The following is a 14935-nucleotide window of genomic DNA, read 5'->3' on the forward strand; positions in this document are numbered from 1 at the left end:
TCATCCCAAGCCGACGCACAATTCAAGGCACTCCCGAGAACGGGGTCCGGTGCGCACGGATTATCGAACCCCCAGGCTCAGGAGCCACTGAAATGACCACGATTCTGCAAATCAATTCCGCCGCCCGTTCGCAAGGCGCCAATTCGACCACCCTCGCCAATGAAACGGTTGCGCAACTGGTCGCGAAAAACCCCGGTGCCAAGGTTGTCGTGCGTGACCTGCTGGCCGACGGTGTGCCGCATCTGGACGAAGCGGTGATCGGTGCGTTCTTCACGCCGGAAGACCAGCGCTCGGCTGAACAGAAAGCCATCATTGCCCGCAGCGACGAGTTGATCGCCGAAATTCAGGCCGCCGACTATGTTGTTTTCGGCGTGCCGCTGTACAACTTCCAGGTGCCGACGCAACTGAAGTCGTACTTCGACTGGATCGCCCGTGCCCGTGTGACGTTCCGCTACCGCGAAGACGGCAGCGTGGAAGGCCTGATTCAGGGCAAGAAGGTGATCGTGGCGTTTGCACGCGGCGGCAACTACAAGGACACGCCGGCTGACAGCCAGACCCCGTACATCAAGACGATTCTCGGCTTCCTCGGCATGACGGACGTGACGTTCATCTTTGCCGAAGGTTTGGCACGCGGTCCGGAATCGGCGGCTGCGGCTTTCGCGAACGCTCGCGAAGCCATCGCTGCGCTGTAAGCCCCGGGTATCGCGGTTCTCCCGCACGCGCAGGCCCCCAATGGTCACTCCGACGCCCTTGCATCCGCGTCAGACGAAGCGTCCGGCCGCCCATGCCGACGCAAGCGCCATCCCGCGCGTGCTTCCCGTCTCCCGGCCCGGCCGCTGTGCCGCCGCCGCGGGGGCGGGTATTTTCGATCAGGTCGACGAAACGGACCCGTTTCTGTCGGTCGACATTTTTCGCCGTCACGGCGCCTGTATTCCGGCGCACCCGCACGCGGGATGTGTGGTGGCGACCTATCTTTTCCCCGAATCGACCGCCTCGCTGCGCTGCCGTCATGCCCACGGTGGCGACGACGTTCTGCCCCCGGGCGATCTGCTCTGGCTGGACACGAACTGCGGCACGGTGCACGAGGAAGTGCCCGATAACGCTCGCGCCGCAGTGCGCGGCGTGCGACTGATCGTCAATCGTGCCGGGCGTCATGCGCGCGGCGCGCCGGTGCAAACCGTCGTTCGCGCCGCCGCTATGCCGCGCTGGTCCGAGGGCGCGGTCGACCTCACGTTGGTCTGCGGACAGTGGGATGAGCGTGAGGTGGCGCGTGCACAGGGCGAGCGCACCACGTTGTTGCAGCTCGACTGGCGCGACGACGCGTTGCGAACGCTGACCATTCCGTGCGATGGCCGTCGTTGGGTGGCATTGATTGCACAGGGCGAGGCGGCGCTTGCCGGTCATGCCCTGCGTGCGGAAGGCGGCGGGGCGGAAGCTGTGACGCTGCCGCCCGGCGTGTGGCAACTGGCCGGGCGCGCCGGGGCGCGTCTGATTGTGGCCGGTGGCGAGCCGCTTGCCGAACCCGTGGTCTATCGCGGCAACTTCGCAGCGCGCGACGAGAGCGATCTCGTTGCGCTCACGCGCCGCTATCAGCAAGGCGAGATGGGCACGCTGCCCCCTATCGTCGAATAAGACCCTACCCGCGCGTCCGAAAGCAAAACGGGGATCCGGCCACCTGGGCCGGATCCCCGTTTCCGGTTTACCGAAGTGCGATTACTGATGGAAGTTCAGCGTCAGCATGGCGGTGCGACCCGGTGCCCATGTTGCGTAGATCGGATAAGCGCTCGCGTAGTATTTTTTGTCGAAGATGTTCTGCACGTTCAGTTGCAGATCGACAGTGCGCGACACGCGATACGTTGCCATGGCGTCGAAGCGTGCGTAACCCGGTGTCCACTTGCGCGTGGTGGACGACACCGATGCATAAGTGAGGCTCGAGAGTGTCATGCCCGCGCCGACGGTGAATTTTGGCATCACTTCATAATCGGTCCACAGCGTGAGGTTGTGCTTCGGCACCATCACCATCGGCAGGCCGTTCGAGCCCGGCGCTGCCCCCGGTCCCGCGTCCGTCGTGATCGCGTTCAGATACGAGTAACCGCCGAACACGCGCCAGTGGTTCGTCAGGCTGCCGGCCCAGCCGAGTTCGGCGCCGCGCACGCGTTGACTGCCCGCGTTGATCGTGCCGCCGAGGCCATCCGAGACGCGCGCGTTCGTCTTGTCTGTCTGGAACAAAGCAGCAGTCAGCGACAGGCGTTGATCGATCACGTCCCACTTCGCACCGACTTCGATGTTGCGGCTGCGTTCCGGCGAAAGGTTGTTGTTCGTCGCGGTGATCTGGTCGGTACCGCCGCCCAGACCGCTGTTCGCGCCCGGCGGGTTGGCCGAAGTGCCGTACGACGCATACAGGCTCAGCGACGGCAGCACCTTGTAGATCACCCCCAACTGGAAGCTGAACAGGTTGGAGGTGTTTTTCAGATCAGGGGCTCCCGCCTGCACGGCGCTGACGTCGAAACGATCGAATCGCGCGCCCGCGTTGATGAGCCAGCGATCCGAGAGCTTCACGCTGTCGAACAGGTAGGCCGACGCCACGTTGGTGCGCGTGTTGGTCGCCGCGCCGGGGAAGCTCTTGTCGCCGTTGAGCGCAATGCTGCCGGTCCAGGGGTTGTCCGGATTCCAGTTACCGAGGGTCGTGCAGTTGTACGCCACCGAGCACGGACCGCCCGAGCGAATGTTGTTGCCGGCGCGATCGGTGACGAGATAACCCTCGTACCGGCTTTGCTCGTTGCTGAATTCGACGCCGCCCGTGAGCGTGTGCTCGAAGCCGAACAGCGTGGCTTTGCCCGTGAGTTCGGTCTGGTTGGCGATGCTGTTGGTCGCGTACTTCCCGCTCTTGGCTTGCAGCGAAATGATGTTCGACGTGGCCGACTGGAACTGCGGATTCGTGGCGATGTAATCGAGCGTGGCGCGGCCGACCATCGTGGTGTTCTTGATCTTCCACGTGTCGTTAATGCGGTGCTCGACCTTGATTTCGCCGGTGTCGGTCTGGCCACGGCGATAGTCGCGGTTGTTCAGGCCGTAGAACTGATTGCGCTGGAAACCGCCGTCCGGCGTGCCGCCTGCCGAGCGGAACGGCGCGCTGAAGTCCGGCATGTCATACGAATTCAGGTGGTAGTAGCTGACCGTGACGGTGGTCGGGCTGTTCAGGCCAAAGGCGACCGACGGTGCCACGCCCCAGCGCTTGCTGTAGACGTTGTTGCGACCCGCCTGATCGGCATCGTGGCCCATCACGTTCAGGCGCACGGCGGTCTGATCGTTGACCTGACGGTTCACGTCCATCGTCAGACGCTTGTAGCTGTCGGTGCCGAGACCGAGGCTCGCGTTGGTGAAGTCTTCCAGACGCGGGGTCTTGGTCGTGATGTCAATGCTGCCACCGACAGCGCCACGTCCGGCATAGACCGAATCCGGGCCCTTGATGACGCTGATGTTCTCAATGTCGAACGTCTCGCGGTTCTGTACGCCGGAGTCGCGCATGCCATCGACGAAGATCGAGTTGCGCGATTCGAAGCCGCGAATGACTGGGCGGTCTGCCGACGGGTTCGCGGCGGCATCGCCACCGATGAACGTGATGCCCGGCACGGTCTTGAGCGCGTCGGCGAAAGTCGTGGCGTTCGTCTGCTTGATCAATTCTTCCGGAATGACTGTGATCGAGCGCGGCGTGTCGCGCAGCGGGGCCACGAACTTGTATGACGGCAACGTCTTTGTCTGCATGGGCGACGATACGGTGCTGTCGTTGACCTGTGTCGTCGGCAGGGCGACCGCAGGTGCGGCGGTCGGGGCAGACGTTTGACCATTGGCCGACGAAGCCGACGAAGCCGACGAATCGGGCGATGCAGCCGACGTTGACTGGGGCGTTTGCGCTTGGGCGTTCAGGGAGCTGAAGCTACCGGCGACCACGAGGGCGCAGGCTGAGGCAAGCAGACGCTGACGCGTCTGGAAGGCGGTTGACATACGTGTGTTCCGGCAGTGGCGTCACCGTCGGACACTTCGCAGGCCGGGCAACGCACAATTATTGTTTTTGATAATGAGATAGATTCGCATTACCGTTACGGAGCGGAAGTGTAATATTTCAAAACATTCCTGTAAACGTTTAATCGCGCGCATGACGCCGTTTTTCTCACGATGTGGAATTCATGAGGCGGCATACGCCGATTCGTATCGGTCTGCCGATGAGATTCGCCCGGGCGCAGACGCGATCGCCGGGACGATCACGTCTGCGCGCCGGGGGGCGCAACGTCGGAAATGGGGAGAGGCTGCGGGTGAATCCCGCAGCGGTTCAATTCGGCACGCGCCAGTCGATGGGCGTCTTGCCGTGTTGCCGAAGGAAGGCGTTGGCGGCGCTGAAGTGGCCGCAGCCGAGAAAACCGCGATGCGCCGAGAGGGGCGACGGGTGAGGCGCCTCGAGCAGCAGATGGCCGTGACCGGCGAGCAGCGGCGCTTTGGCCTGCGCATGGCTTCCCCACAGCAGAAAGACCAGCGGCCCCTGCTGCGCGGCAAGGCCTGAGAGCAAGGTGTCGGTGCAGGCTTGCCATCCCCCGGTCTTGAACGGCTTCGCATGACTGGCTGCGTTGGCGGCTTCCACCGTCAGCGTGGTGTTCAGGAGCAGCACGCCTTGTTTCGCCCAGGCGTCGAGATTGCCGTGCGAGGGCGCGGGGATGCCGAGATCGCGTTCGATTTCCTTGTAGATGTTGCGCAGCGATGGCGGCACGCGTACGCCGCGTTGCACCGAGAACGCCAGACCGTGCGCCTGCGCAATACCGTGATCGTCGCCGTGATAGGGGTCTTGCCCGAGGATGACCACCTTGACGTCCTTGGGCGAGGTCATGCGAAGCGCGTGGAAGATGTCCGCCGGGTAGACGGTCTTGCCGGTGGCGACTTCGGCGTCGACGAAGCGGCACAGCGGTGCGTAAGCCGCGCTCTCGACGAATGGTGAGACCAGCGTTTTCCAGTCGTGCGGTAATGCGTCGAACTGATCTTCGACACGGCCTTTGAGCGGACCCGCGGCGTTGTCGCCGCCCGAGCCGGGGGTGGCCGCCGCCGCGACCGGCCCGGACACCGGGGTCGACGATGCCCCCGATTTAGGCGGACGTCCGCGGCGGCGCGGCGGCGCATCGGCGGCCTTGGGTACCTCCGGCGTCCCGGTCGCCTGGGGAGCGGCTTGCTCCGGCACGGTCGCGTTGTCAGTGCTGGCGGCCGGCGCAGCGTCGTCGAACAGCGAACCCTGCCGTTCGTCGTGTTTCGCCGGGGATCCGGCGCGTGAGCGTGATGTCATGCAATGCGTCTGTCGAGTGGGCCCGGCAGGCCAATCAGGCCAATCATGCCGAAAGGGCGGGCGGTGTAAGGAGGGCGGTCGGCGCGCGTCGGTCAGTGGCCGAGAACATCTTGCCGCAGACGATAGCCGCGCTGTGCCTTGCTCACATTGTCGCTGTGCAACTCGGGCAACACATCGCGCAAGTTCTGCGCGAGGGCGTGGAGAACGCGCTCGCCCTGACCTTCGCGATCGTTGTCAGGCGTGTCGAGCAGCTCCAGTTCGACCTCGACGAGCGGCGCCGTGTGACGTTTGCCACCGGCGTCGACGGCGACCTCGCCCCGATCGAACGCAATCTCGACGGCGGTGCCGTCACCGGCGATATACCGCCACAGGCGCCGCACGAAGTTTGTCTCGAACTGGGCGACGACATTCGCTCCTTCGGCACGCAACAACTCGGCGGTAGCCGGCACATCGCAGGCTGCAATCAGCTTCGGCAGTTCGAGCGCTTCGCCCTGCACGGCTTGCTCCCACTCATGACGCACATGCAAGCCATCGCGCGCTTCGCCAACCGACTTGAGCGTTTGCAGCCATTGTCCGGCGTGAGCGTCGCGCGCCACGAAGCGCAGGCGTAGCGCAGCCTTGGCGCTTGCCAGCGCGAGCGAGGGGGTGTCGAAATAGCGATTGACGAGACGGCGTTCCCCTCGCGCTTCGGCGCCGGGCAAGCGGTCGAGGTGAGAGATCAGCGCGTCGGCGCGTGCGGCGGGCAGGTCGCCCGGCAGAGCAAGTTTGAGTTCGCGTTCGATGGCCATCGAGCAGCTCCTTTGAGGGGGAAACGCCGGGCGTGCCGTGCGTCGCTGCTCCGTGCAGGCGCGATACAGCTTGCCGGGCATCGAGTGGTGTCCCAAGCGGGACACCGTGCCATCGATCGCTTATGTGACACGGGGTTGCGCGTCAGCGGGGCATGTCGAACAGCGTGGCGAGTGCATCGCCCGGCTCGGGCGCGCGCATGAAGGCTTCGCCGACGAGAAAGGCATTGACGTTGGCCGCGCGCATGCGCGCCACGTCGTCACGCGACAGGATACCCGACTCCGTGACCACCAGACGGTCGTCCGGAATGTGTTTGAGCAGGCCCAGCGTCGTGTCGAGCGAGACTTCGAAGTTGTGCAGGTTGCGATTGTTGATGCCCAGCAGCGGCGTGCTCAGCTCCAGCCCCGCGTCAAGTTCGCGGCCGTTGTGCACTTCGACGAGTACGGCCATACCGAGTTCGTGCGCCTGCGCTTCGAGCTCGCGCATATGCGCCAGCTCCAGCGCGGCGGCGATGAGCAGAATACAGTCGGCCCCCATCTCGCGCGCCTCGTAGACCTGATAGGCATCGATCATGAAGTCTTTGCGCAGCACGGGCAGATCGCAAGCGGCGCGTGCGGCCTTCAGATACTCGGGCGCGCCTTGAAAGAACTGTACTTCGGTCAATACCGAGAGACAGGCGGCGCCGCCTTGCTGATACGACTCGGCAATTTTCGGCGGCACGAAGTTCTCGCGAATCACGCCCTTGGACGGGCTGGCCTTCTTGATTTCGGCGATCACACCGGACAAACCGCCGTCGATCTTCGTGCGCAGCGCACCTACGAAGTCACGCGTGCGCAGCGCGCTGTCGCCGACAGTGGCTTCGGCGTCGCGGCGCAAGCTGGCGAGGTCGCGAACGCGCTTCGCAGCGGCGACTTCTTCGGCCTTCACGGCCAGGATCTTGTCGAGAACGGTAGACATATCGATTTAGGATTCGGAGCTACAGGATAGCGGCGGGCGCGATCGGGCCCGCCGGGGGCGTGTCGAATTTCAGGCTTTGAACCGCTGCGTGAATGCGATGAACGCGTCGAGCTTCGCGCGCGCCGCGCCGCTGGCGATCGATTCGCGCGCCATGCCGATGCCGTCGGCAATCGATGCTGCACGGTTGGCGGCGTAGAGGGCGGTGCCGGCGTTCAGCGTGACGATCTCGCGAGCGGTGCCCGCCTTGTTATCGAGCGCTTCGATGAGCATCGTCTTCGACTCCTCGGCGCTGCCGACCTTCAGGCTGCGATTGCTCACCATCTGCAGGCCGAAGTCTTCCGGATGAATTTCATATTCCGTGACCTTGCCGTCCTTCAACTCGCCGACCAGCGTGGCGGCGCCGAGCGACACTTCGTCCATGCCGTCCTTGCCGTAGACCACGAGCACGTGTTCGGCGCCCAGACGCTGCATCACGCGCACCTGAATGCCGACCAGATCGGGGTGAAACACGCCCATCAACTGGTTCGGCGCACCGGCCGGATTCGTGAGCGGGCCGAGAATATTGAAGATCGTGCGCACGCCCATTTCCTTGCGGATCGCGGCAACGTTCTTCATGGCCGGATGATGGTTCGGCGCAAACATGAAGCCGATGCCGACATCGCGCAGACACTCGGCCACCTGTTCGGGCGAGAGCATGATGTTCACGCCGAGCGCTTCGAGCACGTCGGCACTGCCCGACTTCGAGCTAACGCCACGATTGCCGTGCTTGGCGACCTTCGCGCCGGCCCCGGCGGCCACGAACATCGACGCGGTGGAAATATTGAACGTGTGCGACACGTCGCCACCCGTGCCCACGATGTCCACAAAATGCTCGTCGGCCGGTGAATCGACGTGATTCGCGAACTCACGCATCACTTGCGCGGCGGCGGCGATCTCGCCAATGGTTTCCTTCTTCACGCGCAGGCCGGTAATGATCGCGGCGGACATGACCGGGGAAATCTCACCCTTCATGATGAGGCGCATCAGGTGCAGCATCTCGTCGTGGAAGATTTCGCGGTGCTCGATGGTGCGCTGCAGGGCTTCTTGCGGGGTAATCATCGTTGTCTCTCTTTTCTGTCGGTTCGGTGCCGATAACTCAGGCGGCTTGTGCCACACGCGGGGCGGCCTGCAGGAAGTTGCGCAAAACGTCGTGGCCGTGTTCCGACAGGATCGACTCCGGGTGGAATTGCACGCCTTCGACGTCGAGCGTCTTGTGACGCACGCCCATGATTTCGCCGTCGTCTGTCCACGCAGTGACTTCCAGGCAGTCGGGCAGCGAGGCGCGCTCGATGGCCAGCGAGTGATAGCGCGTGACAGTGAAGCGTTTGGGCAGATTCGCGAACACCCCTTGTTGGGTCGTTTCGATCTCGCTCACCTTGCCGTGCATGATTTGCTGAGCGCGAACCACCTTGCCGCCGAAGGCTTCGCCGATGGCCTGATGGCCGAGGCAGACGCCGAGAATCGGAATTTCACCGGAGAAGCGCTTGAGCACGTCGAGTGTGATGCCTGCGTTGGCCGGGCAGCTTGGGCCGGGCGATAGGCAGATGCGCTCGGGGGCGAGGTCGTCGATCGTGTCGAGGGTGATTTCGTCGTTGCGAAAGACCCGCACGTCTTCGCCCAATTCACCGAAGTACTGGACGATGTTGTAGGTAAACGAGTCGTAGTTGTCGATCATCAGCAGCATGATGGTCCCTGTTCGTCTGGTGACAAAGGATTGTCGAACGCATGAGATTTGCGAATTCCCCCTGAGCGTGCCCCCACATTGAGTTCGCGATCCGCGGGGGAGGGCGCTATGGGGATGAGATAGACGTGGCGGGTTACCGCCACCAGCGCAGGGCGGCGGTCAGGGGCGACCAGAGGAGGGAGGAAGACTGATGCGACTTCATAGTGACGCCGATTGTAGCAGCATCTGCCGGGGGGCGTGGGCAGGGCGTCGTAAAAAGCGGTCAATCGGCGGGTTTCGCGCGTGAACGGGGCGTTTCTCGCAAGAATGTGCGCACCGCAGCCACCATCCTTCGACGATTCTGCAACGGCGGCCGAGCGGGGGCATCGCCCTCGTTCGGCCGCTCGCCGGGGCCTTCAAAGCGTGCCGAGTACCGTTGCCAGTGCTTCGGGGCGCGGCATGCCGTTCACGCGTTGGATCGCGCCCGTTTCGTCGCGATAGACGATACCGGGCGTGCCTCGAAACCCAAGTTCCGCCATCAATTGCTCATGAGCCGCCAGCGTGTCGGCGATCTCGGGCGACACGCCCGGCGCAGGGGCAATGCCACCGCTGGCGTACTGTTGCTCGTTTCGTAAAAGCGCAGCGGTACGGTCCGGGGCGCCGAGAATGGCTGCCGCCTTCGTGCGGCTGTCGGGCTTGATGACGCCCACCATCACATGGCGCAATTGCACCTTGCCGGCGTCGACCCATGGGCGCGCCGATGCCCAGAAGCGATTGCAGAAGCGGCAATTCGGGTCGCTGAACGTGTACACCACGCGCGGGGCGTCTGCCTTGCCGTCCTGCACCCACGAGGCGGCGGCGAGTTTCGACCAGACGGTCTCGCTCGTCGGCTGAGTAAGGAGGTCGTCGATGCGCTCCATGTCCAGCGGGTTGCCGTTCGCATCGATGCGCGTGCCGACGATCGCTGTGCCGTCGCGCAGCACATAGAGGGCAATCGGTTGCTGGCCCGCCGTGCCGGCGAATCCGCGAAGCTCGGTGCCGGTACCGGTGTCGAATGGCCGGAGATCCTGCAACCCCTCTTGTGCCAGGGCGCGAACAACCGCAGGCGTGTCCGGGCTGCCGGTCTGCGTCGCACCGCCGAAGCGGCCGGGAACGACCATGAAGACGGCGGCGACGATGAGGACCGGCACGGCGATCAGGGCGGGAATGACAAACTTGCGAACAGACATCGAAAACTCCTAAGGCGTACGAGGTGCCGGCGTTTGGTTGAGACGGCCTTGCAGCGTGTCGCGCAGCCGCGCTGCCGTCAGCTCACCAAGGTGGGCGTCGACCAGACGGCCGTTCGTATCGAAGAACAAGGTGGTGGGCAGTCCGCGCGCACCGGCGGCCTGCATGGCTAGCGAGGTGGGATCGAGCAGCAGATCGTCGAATCGAAGGCCCTGCGACTGGACGAACGCCTCGACCGTGTGGGCGGCCTCGCCCTGATTGATCAACAGAAATCGCACGTCGGGGTAGTCGGCCTGCGCTTTCTCCAGCACCGGCATTTCGCGTCGGCACGGCGGGCACCAGCTCGCCCACAGATTCATCACGACGGGACTGCCGCGATACGCATCGAGCGAGACCGGCTGACCTGTCACCGTGGAGAGCGTCAACGATGGCAGCGGCGGGGCGGCGCGTTGCATCACGCTCAACCCCACTTGTGCGGCGCCCCAGATCGTCACGCCCGCAGCGAAACCATACAGCATCGGACGGCGTCGGGAAGGGTGACGCCTAACGCGCCATAGCGCCCAGCCAAGCGCCGCGGGCAGGCCGGCCCAGACATTGAAGCCACCGTCGCCAATGGCGACGATGGAGAGCGGAGTCGCCACGTAATCCGACCACCAGCGCAGCACATACGCGAAGCGTGCAACGAGCAGACCGACGAACAGTGCGTCGAGGAGCGCGCTGGCGGCGGCGCGGCGCGGATCGGCGTCGGTAGTGCGCAGAAGATAGCGGGCAACGAGCCACGCCACCGCCACGGCTGTGGCGACGGCCGCCGCCTGCACCGAGAAGGGGCCGATACCGGTCATGCGACCCCCGCGGCGTCGAGGCGGCGCAGGAAGCTGCGCGCATCGAGTTCGCCGACCATGCGCTGGGCGCGCACTTCGTTACCGCTCGCGTCGATCAGGATGAGCGTGGGCGGGCCGAGCACCCCCCAGCGTTTCATCAGCGCCTGATCGATCGCGTCGTTCTTCGTCACGTCGGGGCGCAGCACCTGCATGCGGGCCAGCCGTGCGGCGACAGCAGGATCACCGAACACGTTGCGTTCGATGACATGGCAGCTCACGCACCAGTCCGCATAGAAGTCGATCAGCGTCCATTGCCCTTTCGCGGCGGCTTGTGCGATGCGTGCGTCGACATCCTCTGCCGACTTGACGCCGACATACTCGACCGCCTTGCCGTTGCGGGCATCTGCGCCGCTTGGGGTGGCGGCGTACGCCCGCTCAAGCGGTCGCAGTACCGAATCGTTGCCCGCCGCCGCGCCGACCAGCAGGAACACCGACCAGACGCTTGCCAAAGCCGCCGCGAACGTCAGCGTCCAGCTCGCGGGTTTCCCGCGCAACTGCCAGGCCCAGGCGGCGAATCCCACGCCGAGTCCGAGACCGAGGGCCCCCCAGAGCAGAAGACTGATGTTGCCGGGGACGAAGCGGCTCAGCATCAGAACGGCCATGCCCGTCATGACATAGGCGAAGGCAATGCGCACACGAACCATCCACGCCCCGGGCCGCGGCAAAACACGCGAGCCGAACAGCGCAATGGCCAGCAACGGGAGCCCCATGCCGAGCCCGAGTGCGAACAGCGCGATGCCGCCTGTCCAGGCGTTGCCCGTCTGGCTGATGTAGAGCAAAGCGCCGGCCAACGGGGCAGTCATGCACGGGCCGACGAGGAGTGCCGAGAGGAAGCCGAGGGCGGCGGCGCCTGCGAGACTGCCGCCGGTGCGTTGGTGTCCGGCGGCGTCGAGCCGATTCGTGATGAAGGCCGGCAGGCGCAACTCGAACAGACCGAACAGCGATGCAGCCAACACGAGGAACAGCGCCGCGAAAGCGCCGAGCAGCCATGGAGATTGCAACGTTGCCTGCAAATTGGCACCGGCCAGACCTGCCGCCACGCCGACTGCGGCATACGTGAGCGCCATCGCCAGTACGTACGACAGTGAGAGGGCGAGCGCGCGCAACGGGGCGGGACGATTGCCCACGATCATCGTCGAGACGATGGGGATCATCGGCAGCGTGCACGGCGTGAAGGCCAGCAGAAGACCGAAACCGAAAAACAGCAGCGTTGCGGCGACAGGGCCGACCGTGGCCAGCCGGTGCGCGGCGGCCTGATCTTCCGCGAGCGGCGCGGCGGCGTTGGTGTCGACATCTCCATCGACAGAGGGGGTGGATGGTGTCGCGGAAACTGCCGGCGCATCGGGCGCCGGGGTCGCGCCTGCGGGTAAAGCGACTTTCATCGTCTGCGGCGGATAGCAGATCCCCGCATCGGCACACCCTTGCCAGTGCAGCGTTACCGGCCCCGAAGTCGCTGCGGGCAGACGAATGCGCAGTGCGTCGCGGGTGTAGATTTCCGTGTCGCCGAAGAACTCGTCCGTATGCCTGGCGCCTTCGGACAGCGTCAGATCGACGGGCTTGCCCGAAGGATCTTCCGCCCGCAGCGAATGCCGGTAAACGTAGTAGTCCTTTGCAACGTGCCCGATAACTTCCAGATGATCCTGCACCGGCTCGACGGGAGAGAGCGACAGTACTTGCGACGCGTCGAGGAACTTCGGCTCGCTTTGCCACGTAAACGCGTCGGCGGCGCGTGTTGCGCCGAACGTGCTGAGAAAAATCACAAAAATGTAGAAGAAGCGGCGTAGCAAATCTGTTCTCCTGAAGGAGGTCCAAAGCAGACGAGAGCGTGCCCTATGCCGATTAACCGAGAGTTAACGCTGGTCGCCCCTGTGGATTTCACGTTCATACGCACCCCCACCGCGCGCCATGAGTTACGCAAACTACGTAACATGACGCGGTACTCAAGGGAGGTGCGGAGGCATGCGAGTGTTGTTGGTTGAGGACGATGCGTTGATCGCGAGCGGCATTGATGCGGGGTTAGCGGCGTTGGGCATTACTGTCGAGCATGCCTCTAGCGGTGCGGCGGCGGTGGCGGCCCATGCGGAGAACACCTTCGACGCGTTGGTGCTTGATCTGGGGTTACCCGACGGCGACGGCCTTCAGGTGCTGGCGAGGATTCGTGCGGTCGAGCCGGGCGTTCCCGTGCTTATCCTGACGGCGCGCGACGCCATCGAGCATCGGATTGCGGGGTTGAATGGCGGGGCGGACGATTACATGGTCAAGCCGTTCGACTTGCGCGAGTTGGCGGCGCGGTTGCACGCATTGATGCGACGCACGCAGGGGCGGGCGGCGCAGATCATCGAAGCCGGGCCGCTTCGGTTGGAGCCCGCGAGCGGTTTGGCGTGGCTCGACGGCGCGCCGGTAGAGCTATCGCGAAAAGAGATCGACTTGCTGGCGCATCTGGCCAGCACGCGGGGTCGATGGCTGACGCCGGACATGTTGCATGAGCGCCTGTATGGCTTGACGGAGCGTGTGAACAGCAATGCACTGAACGTGCACATACACAACGTACGTCGCAAGTTGGGTTGCGATGTCATTCAGACGGCGCGCGGCCTGGGCTATCGATTGGGGTGGGCGTTGTCATGAGTCTTCGATTGAGAGCGGTGCTGATAGCGGGCGTAGCGTTGATCGTACTTTGGATGGTGGCCGCGACGTGGATGATGCGTGGCGTGCAGGCCAATCTCGACAGGGCGTTGGATGAGCGTTTGGCGATGTCGGCCCGGATGGTATCGGGGTTGCTGGCCAAGGTGGCGTTATCGCCGCTGGGCACGGGCGAGGGACAGTCCAATTTGGGCGATGTCATACGTGTGGGCACCCACGACGGGATTGCGTGCGAGATTCGTTCGGTGCAGGGGGCGGTGTTGGCGCGCACCGACGGCGGCCCGCACGCGGGAAGCGCGGCGTTGCCGTTGGGATTCAGCACCCTGGAGGTCGATGGCGAGCGTTGGCGAATCTATGTCTTGCAGGACGACCGGGGCTATCAGGTCATGACGGCGGATGGGTTGGCGCGGCGAGCGGGCTTGATACATGCGTTGCTGAGGGCGGCGGGCGTACCGTTCCTGATTGCGGTCGTGGGTGGTTTGCTGGCGTTATGGATCGGCATAGGCAGGGGGTTGTCGCCATTGGAGACATTGCGTGCGACGTTGCGCAACAAGCGCGCCGACGATACGGCGCCGATCGATCTGGGGCGGGCACCTGCCGAGTTGCGACCGGTGGTTTCGGCGTTAAATGGCTTGTTGGATCGTCTGACGCGGGCCTTGTCGTACCAGAGAGCGTTCACTGACGCTGCGGCGCATGAACTACGGACACCCTTAACGGCGGTGGACACGCATTTACAGGTGGCGGAGATCACAAGCGGGGCGTCTGCTGCACGGGCGTTGCATCAAGCGGGCATGGGGGTGCGCCGGTTGCGTCATACGCTGGATCAGATGATGACGTTGGCGCGAGCGGAGGCGCCGGCACAGGAGCAGGACATATGCGAATCGGTGCGAGCGGCGATAGTGGAAGGCGTGAGCGAATGGGATGTGGTGGACCGGGGCCCCGTTCCGCTGCGAGTTGGGTCAATGTCCGAGTGGCGGCATGGGGCGCCGGTCCGTCGTGGGCGGCCACGGGTCGTGTTTCGCATGGCGTGCGAGGACCGTGGCACGGCGGTGCCGCATTCGATGTTGAGCACAGCGGTGAGGAATGTCGTGGACAACGCGTTGCGCTACTCCCCGGAGGGGAGCTCGGTCGATGTGACGGTGGAAATAAGCGAGCAACGGCGGCAGTATCGCATCGAAGTGGGGGATCGGGGCCCGGGTCTCGCGCCTGAGCAGGCGGCGCAAATGGGGCGGCGTTTCTGGCGGGGGGATCAGGGCCGGCAGCGGGGCGAGGGTGCAGGATTGGGGATATCGATCGTGCGGGCGATTGCGTCTCGCTTTGGTGCTGAGGTCGAGTTCGTGCCTCGTGACGGGGGTGGTTTGCTGGCGCGGCTTTACGTGCCGATTGGGCGATGACCTTCGGAGGCCCGGTGCATCG

Annotated in this window: 13 protein-coding genes; 4 read left to right on the forward strand and 9 right to left on the reverse strand. The window is 64.5% G+C overall.

Translation table 11 applies throughout. The features are described from left to right. Window positions 1-92: 92 nt before the first annotated feature. The gene (locus AT395_RS02935) at window positions 93-692 is read left to right on the forward strand and encodes an FMN-dependent NADH-azoreductase (RefSeq protein ID WP_048628109.1); all 600 of its coding nucleotides are present in this window, start codon (window positions 93-95) and stop codon (window positions 690-692) included. Window positions 693-732: 40 nt separating this feature from the next. Further along, window positions 733-1632: a pirin-like C-terminal cupin domain-containing protein gene (locus tag AT395_RS02940; protein WP_048628108.1), complete on the forward strand. Its 900-nt coding sequence runs from the start codon at window positions 733-735 to the stop codon at window positions 1630-1632. A gap of 81 nt (window positions 1633-1713) precedes the next feature. Here AT395_RS02940 and AT395_RS02945 read toward each other — a convergent pair whose 3' ends face one another. The 9 genes from AT395_RS02945 to dsbD all read right to left on the reverse strand — a co-directional run bounded on the left by AT395_RS02945 (window position 1714) and on the right by dsbD (window position 12666). Continuing rightward, a complete protein-coding gene (locus AT395_RS02945; RefSeq protein ID WP_048628107.1) occupies window positions 1714-4005 on the reverse strand; it encodes a TonB-dependent receptor in 2292 nt (763 codons plus the stop codon). 325 nt (window positions 4006-4330) lie between these two features. Further along, entirely contained in the window at window positions 4331-5326 is a 996-nt protein-coding gene (locus AT395_RS02950; RefSeq protein ID WP_042113225.1) for a uracil-DNA glycosylase, read from the reverse strand. A gap of 92 nt (window positions 5327-5418) precedes the next feature. Further along, window positions 5419-6114 carry a CYTH domain-containing protein gene (locus AT395_RS02955; protein ID WP_042113223.1) on the reverse strand — a complete coding sequence of 232 codons (696 nt, stop codon included), beginning with the start codon at window positions 6112-6114 and terminating at the stop codon, window positions 5419-5421. A gap of 142 nt (window positions 6115-6256) precedes the next feature. Next, window positions 6257-7069: an indole-3-glycerol phosphate synthase TrpC gene (trpC, locus tag AT395_RS02960; RefSeq protein WP_048628106.1), complete on the reverse strand. Its 813-nt coding sequence runs from the start codon at window positions 7067-7069 to the stop codon at window positions 6257-6259. Window positions 7070-7138: 69 nt separating this feature from the next. Then, window positions 7139-8167: an anthranilate phosphoribosyltransferase gene (gene trpD, locus AT395_RS02965; RefSeq protein ID WP_058375286.1), complete on the reverse strand. Its 1029-nt coding sequence runs from the start codon at window positions 8165-8167 to the stop codon at window positions 7139-7141. 37 nt (window positions 8168-8204) lie between these two features. Continuing rightward, window positions 8205-8792 carry an anthranilate synthase component II gene (locus AT395_RS02970; RefSeq protein ID WP_048628104.1) on the reverse strand — a complete coding sequence of 196 codons (588 nt, stop codon included), beginning with the start codon at window positions 8790-8792 and terminating at the stop codon, window positions 8205-8207. Window positions 8793-9187: 395 nt separating this feature from the next. Continuing rightward, a complete protein-coding gene (gene dsbG / locus AT395_RS02975; protein WP_082164671.1) occupies window positions 9188-10000 on the reverse strand; it encodes a thiol:disulfide interchange protein DsbG in 813 nt (270 codons plus the stop codon). A 9-nt stretch (window positions 10001-10009) separates the two neighbouring features. After that, window positions 10010-10840 carry a TlpA family protein disulfide reductase gene (locus AT395_RS02980; RefSeq protein WP_048628103.1) on the reverse strand — a complete coding sequence of 277 codons (831 nt, stop codon included), beginning with the start codon at window positions 10838-10840 and terminating at the stop codon, window positions 10010-10012. Beyond that, complete coding sequence (dsbD, locus tag AT395_RS02985) at window positions 10837-12666, reverse strand: protein-disulfide reductase DsbD (RefSeq protein WP_231606064.1); 1830 nt, start codon at window positions 12664-12666, stop codon at window positions 10837-10839. The genes AT395_RS02980 and dsbD overlap by 4 nt, the downstream gene beginning before the upstream one ends. A gap of 172 nt (window positions 12667-12838) precedes the next feature. On the opposite strand from dsbD, the gene AT395_RS02990 reads away from it, so the two are divergent. Together AT395_RS02990 and AT395_RS02995 are read left to right on the forward strand one after the other, a co-directional pair. After that, a complete protein-coding gene (locus AT395_RS02990; RefSeq protein WP_042113215.1) occupies window positions 12839-13504 on the forward strand; it encodes a response regulator in 666 nt (221 codons plus the stop codon). Continuing rightward, window positions 13501-14913: an ATP-binding protein gene (locus AT395_RS02995; RefSeq protein WP_048628102.1), complete on the forward strand. Its 1413-nt coding sequence runs from the start codon at window positions 13501-13503 to the stop codon at window positions 14911-14913. The genes AT395_RS02990 and AT395_RS02995 overlap by 4 nt, the downstream gene beginning before the upstream one ends. The last annotated feature ends 22 nt before the right edge of the window (window positions 14914-14935 follow it).

Origin of the sequence: Pandoraea apista (genome assembly GCF_001465595.2) — a bacterium.
Lineage (GTDB): Bacteria > Pseudomonadota > Gammaproteobacteria > Burkholderiales > Burkholderiaceae > Pandoraea > Pandoraea apista.

Excerpts from the sequence above, each read along its gene's own strand:
- AT395_RS02990 (WP_042113215.1), top strand. The coding sequence starts at position 12,839 with ATGCGAGTGTTGTTGGTTGAGGACGATGCGTTGATCGCGAGCGGCATT.
- AT395_RS02970 (WP_048628104.1), bottom strand. The coding sequence starts at position 8,792 with ATGCTGCTGATGATCGACAACTACGACTCGTTTACCTACAACATCGTC.
- AT395_RS02955 (WP_042113223.1), bottom strand. The coding sequence starts at position 6,114 with ATGGCCATCGAACGCGAACTCAAACTTGCTCTGCCGGGCGACCTGCCC.
- AT395_RS02995 (WP_048628102.1), top strand. The coding sequence starts at position 13,501 with ATGAGTCTTCGATTGAGAGCGGTGCTGATAGCGGGCGTAGCGTTGATC.
- AT395_RS02950 (WP_042113225.1), bottom strand. The coding sequence starts at position 5,326 with ATGACATCACGCTCACGCGCCGGATCCCCGGCGAAACACGACGAACGG.
- trpC (WP_048628106.1), bottom strand. The coding sequence starts at position 7,069 with ATGTCTACCGTTCTCGACAAGATCCTGGCCGTGAAGGCCGAAGAAGTC.
- trpD (WP_058375286.1), bottom strand. The coding sequence starts at position 8,167 with ATGATTACCCCGCAAGAAGCCCTGCAGCGCACCATCGAGCACCGCGAA.
- AT395_RS02940 (WP_048628108.1), top strand. The coding sequence starts at position 733 with ATGGTCACTCCGACGCCCTTGCATCCGCGTCAGACGAAGCGTCCGGCC.
- AT395_RS02980 (WP_048628103.1), bottom strand. The coding sequence starts at position 10,840 with ATGACCGGTATCGGCCCCTTCTCGGTGCAGGCGGCGGCCGTCGCCACA.
- AT395_RS02945 (WP_048628107.1), bottom strand. The coding sequence starts at position 4,005 with ATGTCAACCGCCTTCCAGACGCGTCAGCGTCTGCTTGCCTCAGCCTGC.
- AT395_RS02935 (WP_048628109.1), top strand. The coding sequence starts at position 93 with ATGACCACGATTCTGCAAATCAATTCCGCCGCCCGTTCGCAAGGCGCC.
- dsbG (WP_082164671.1), bottom strand. The coding sequence starts at position 10,000 with ATGTCTGTTCGCAAGTTTGTCATTCCCGCCCTGATCGCCGTGCCGGTC.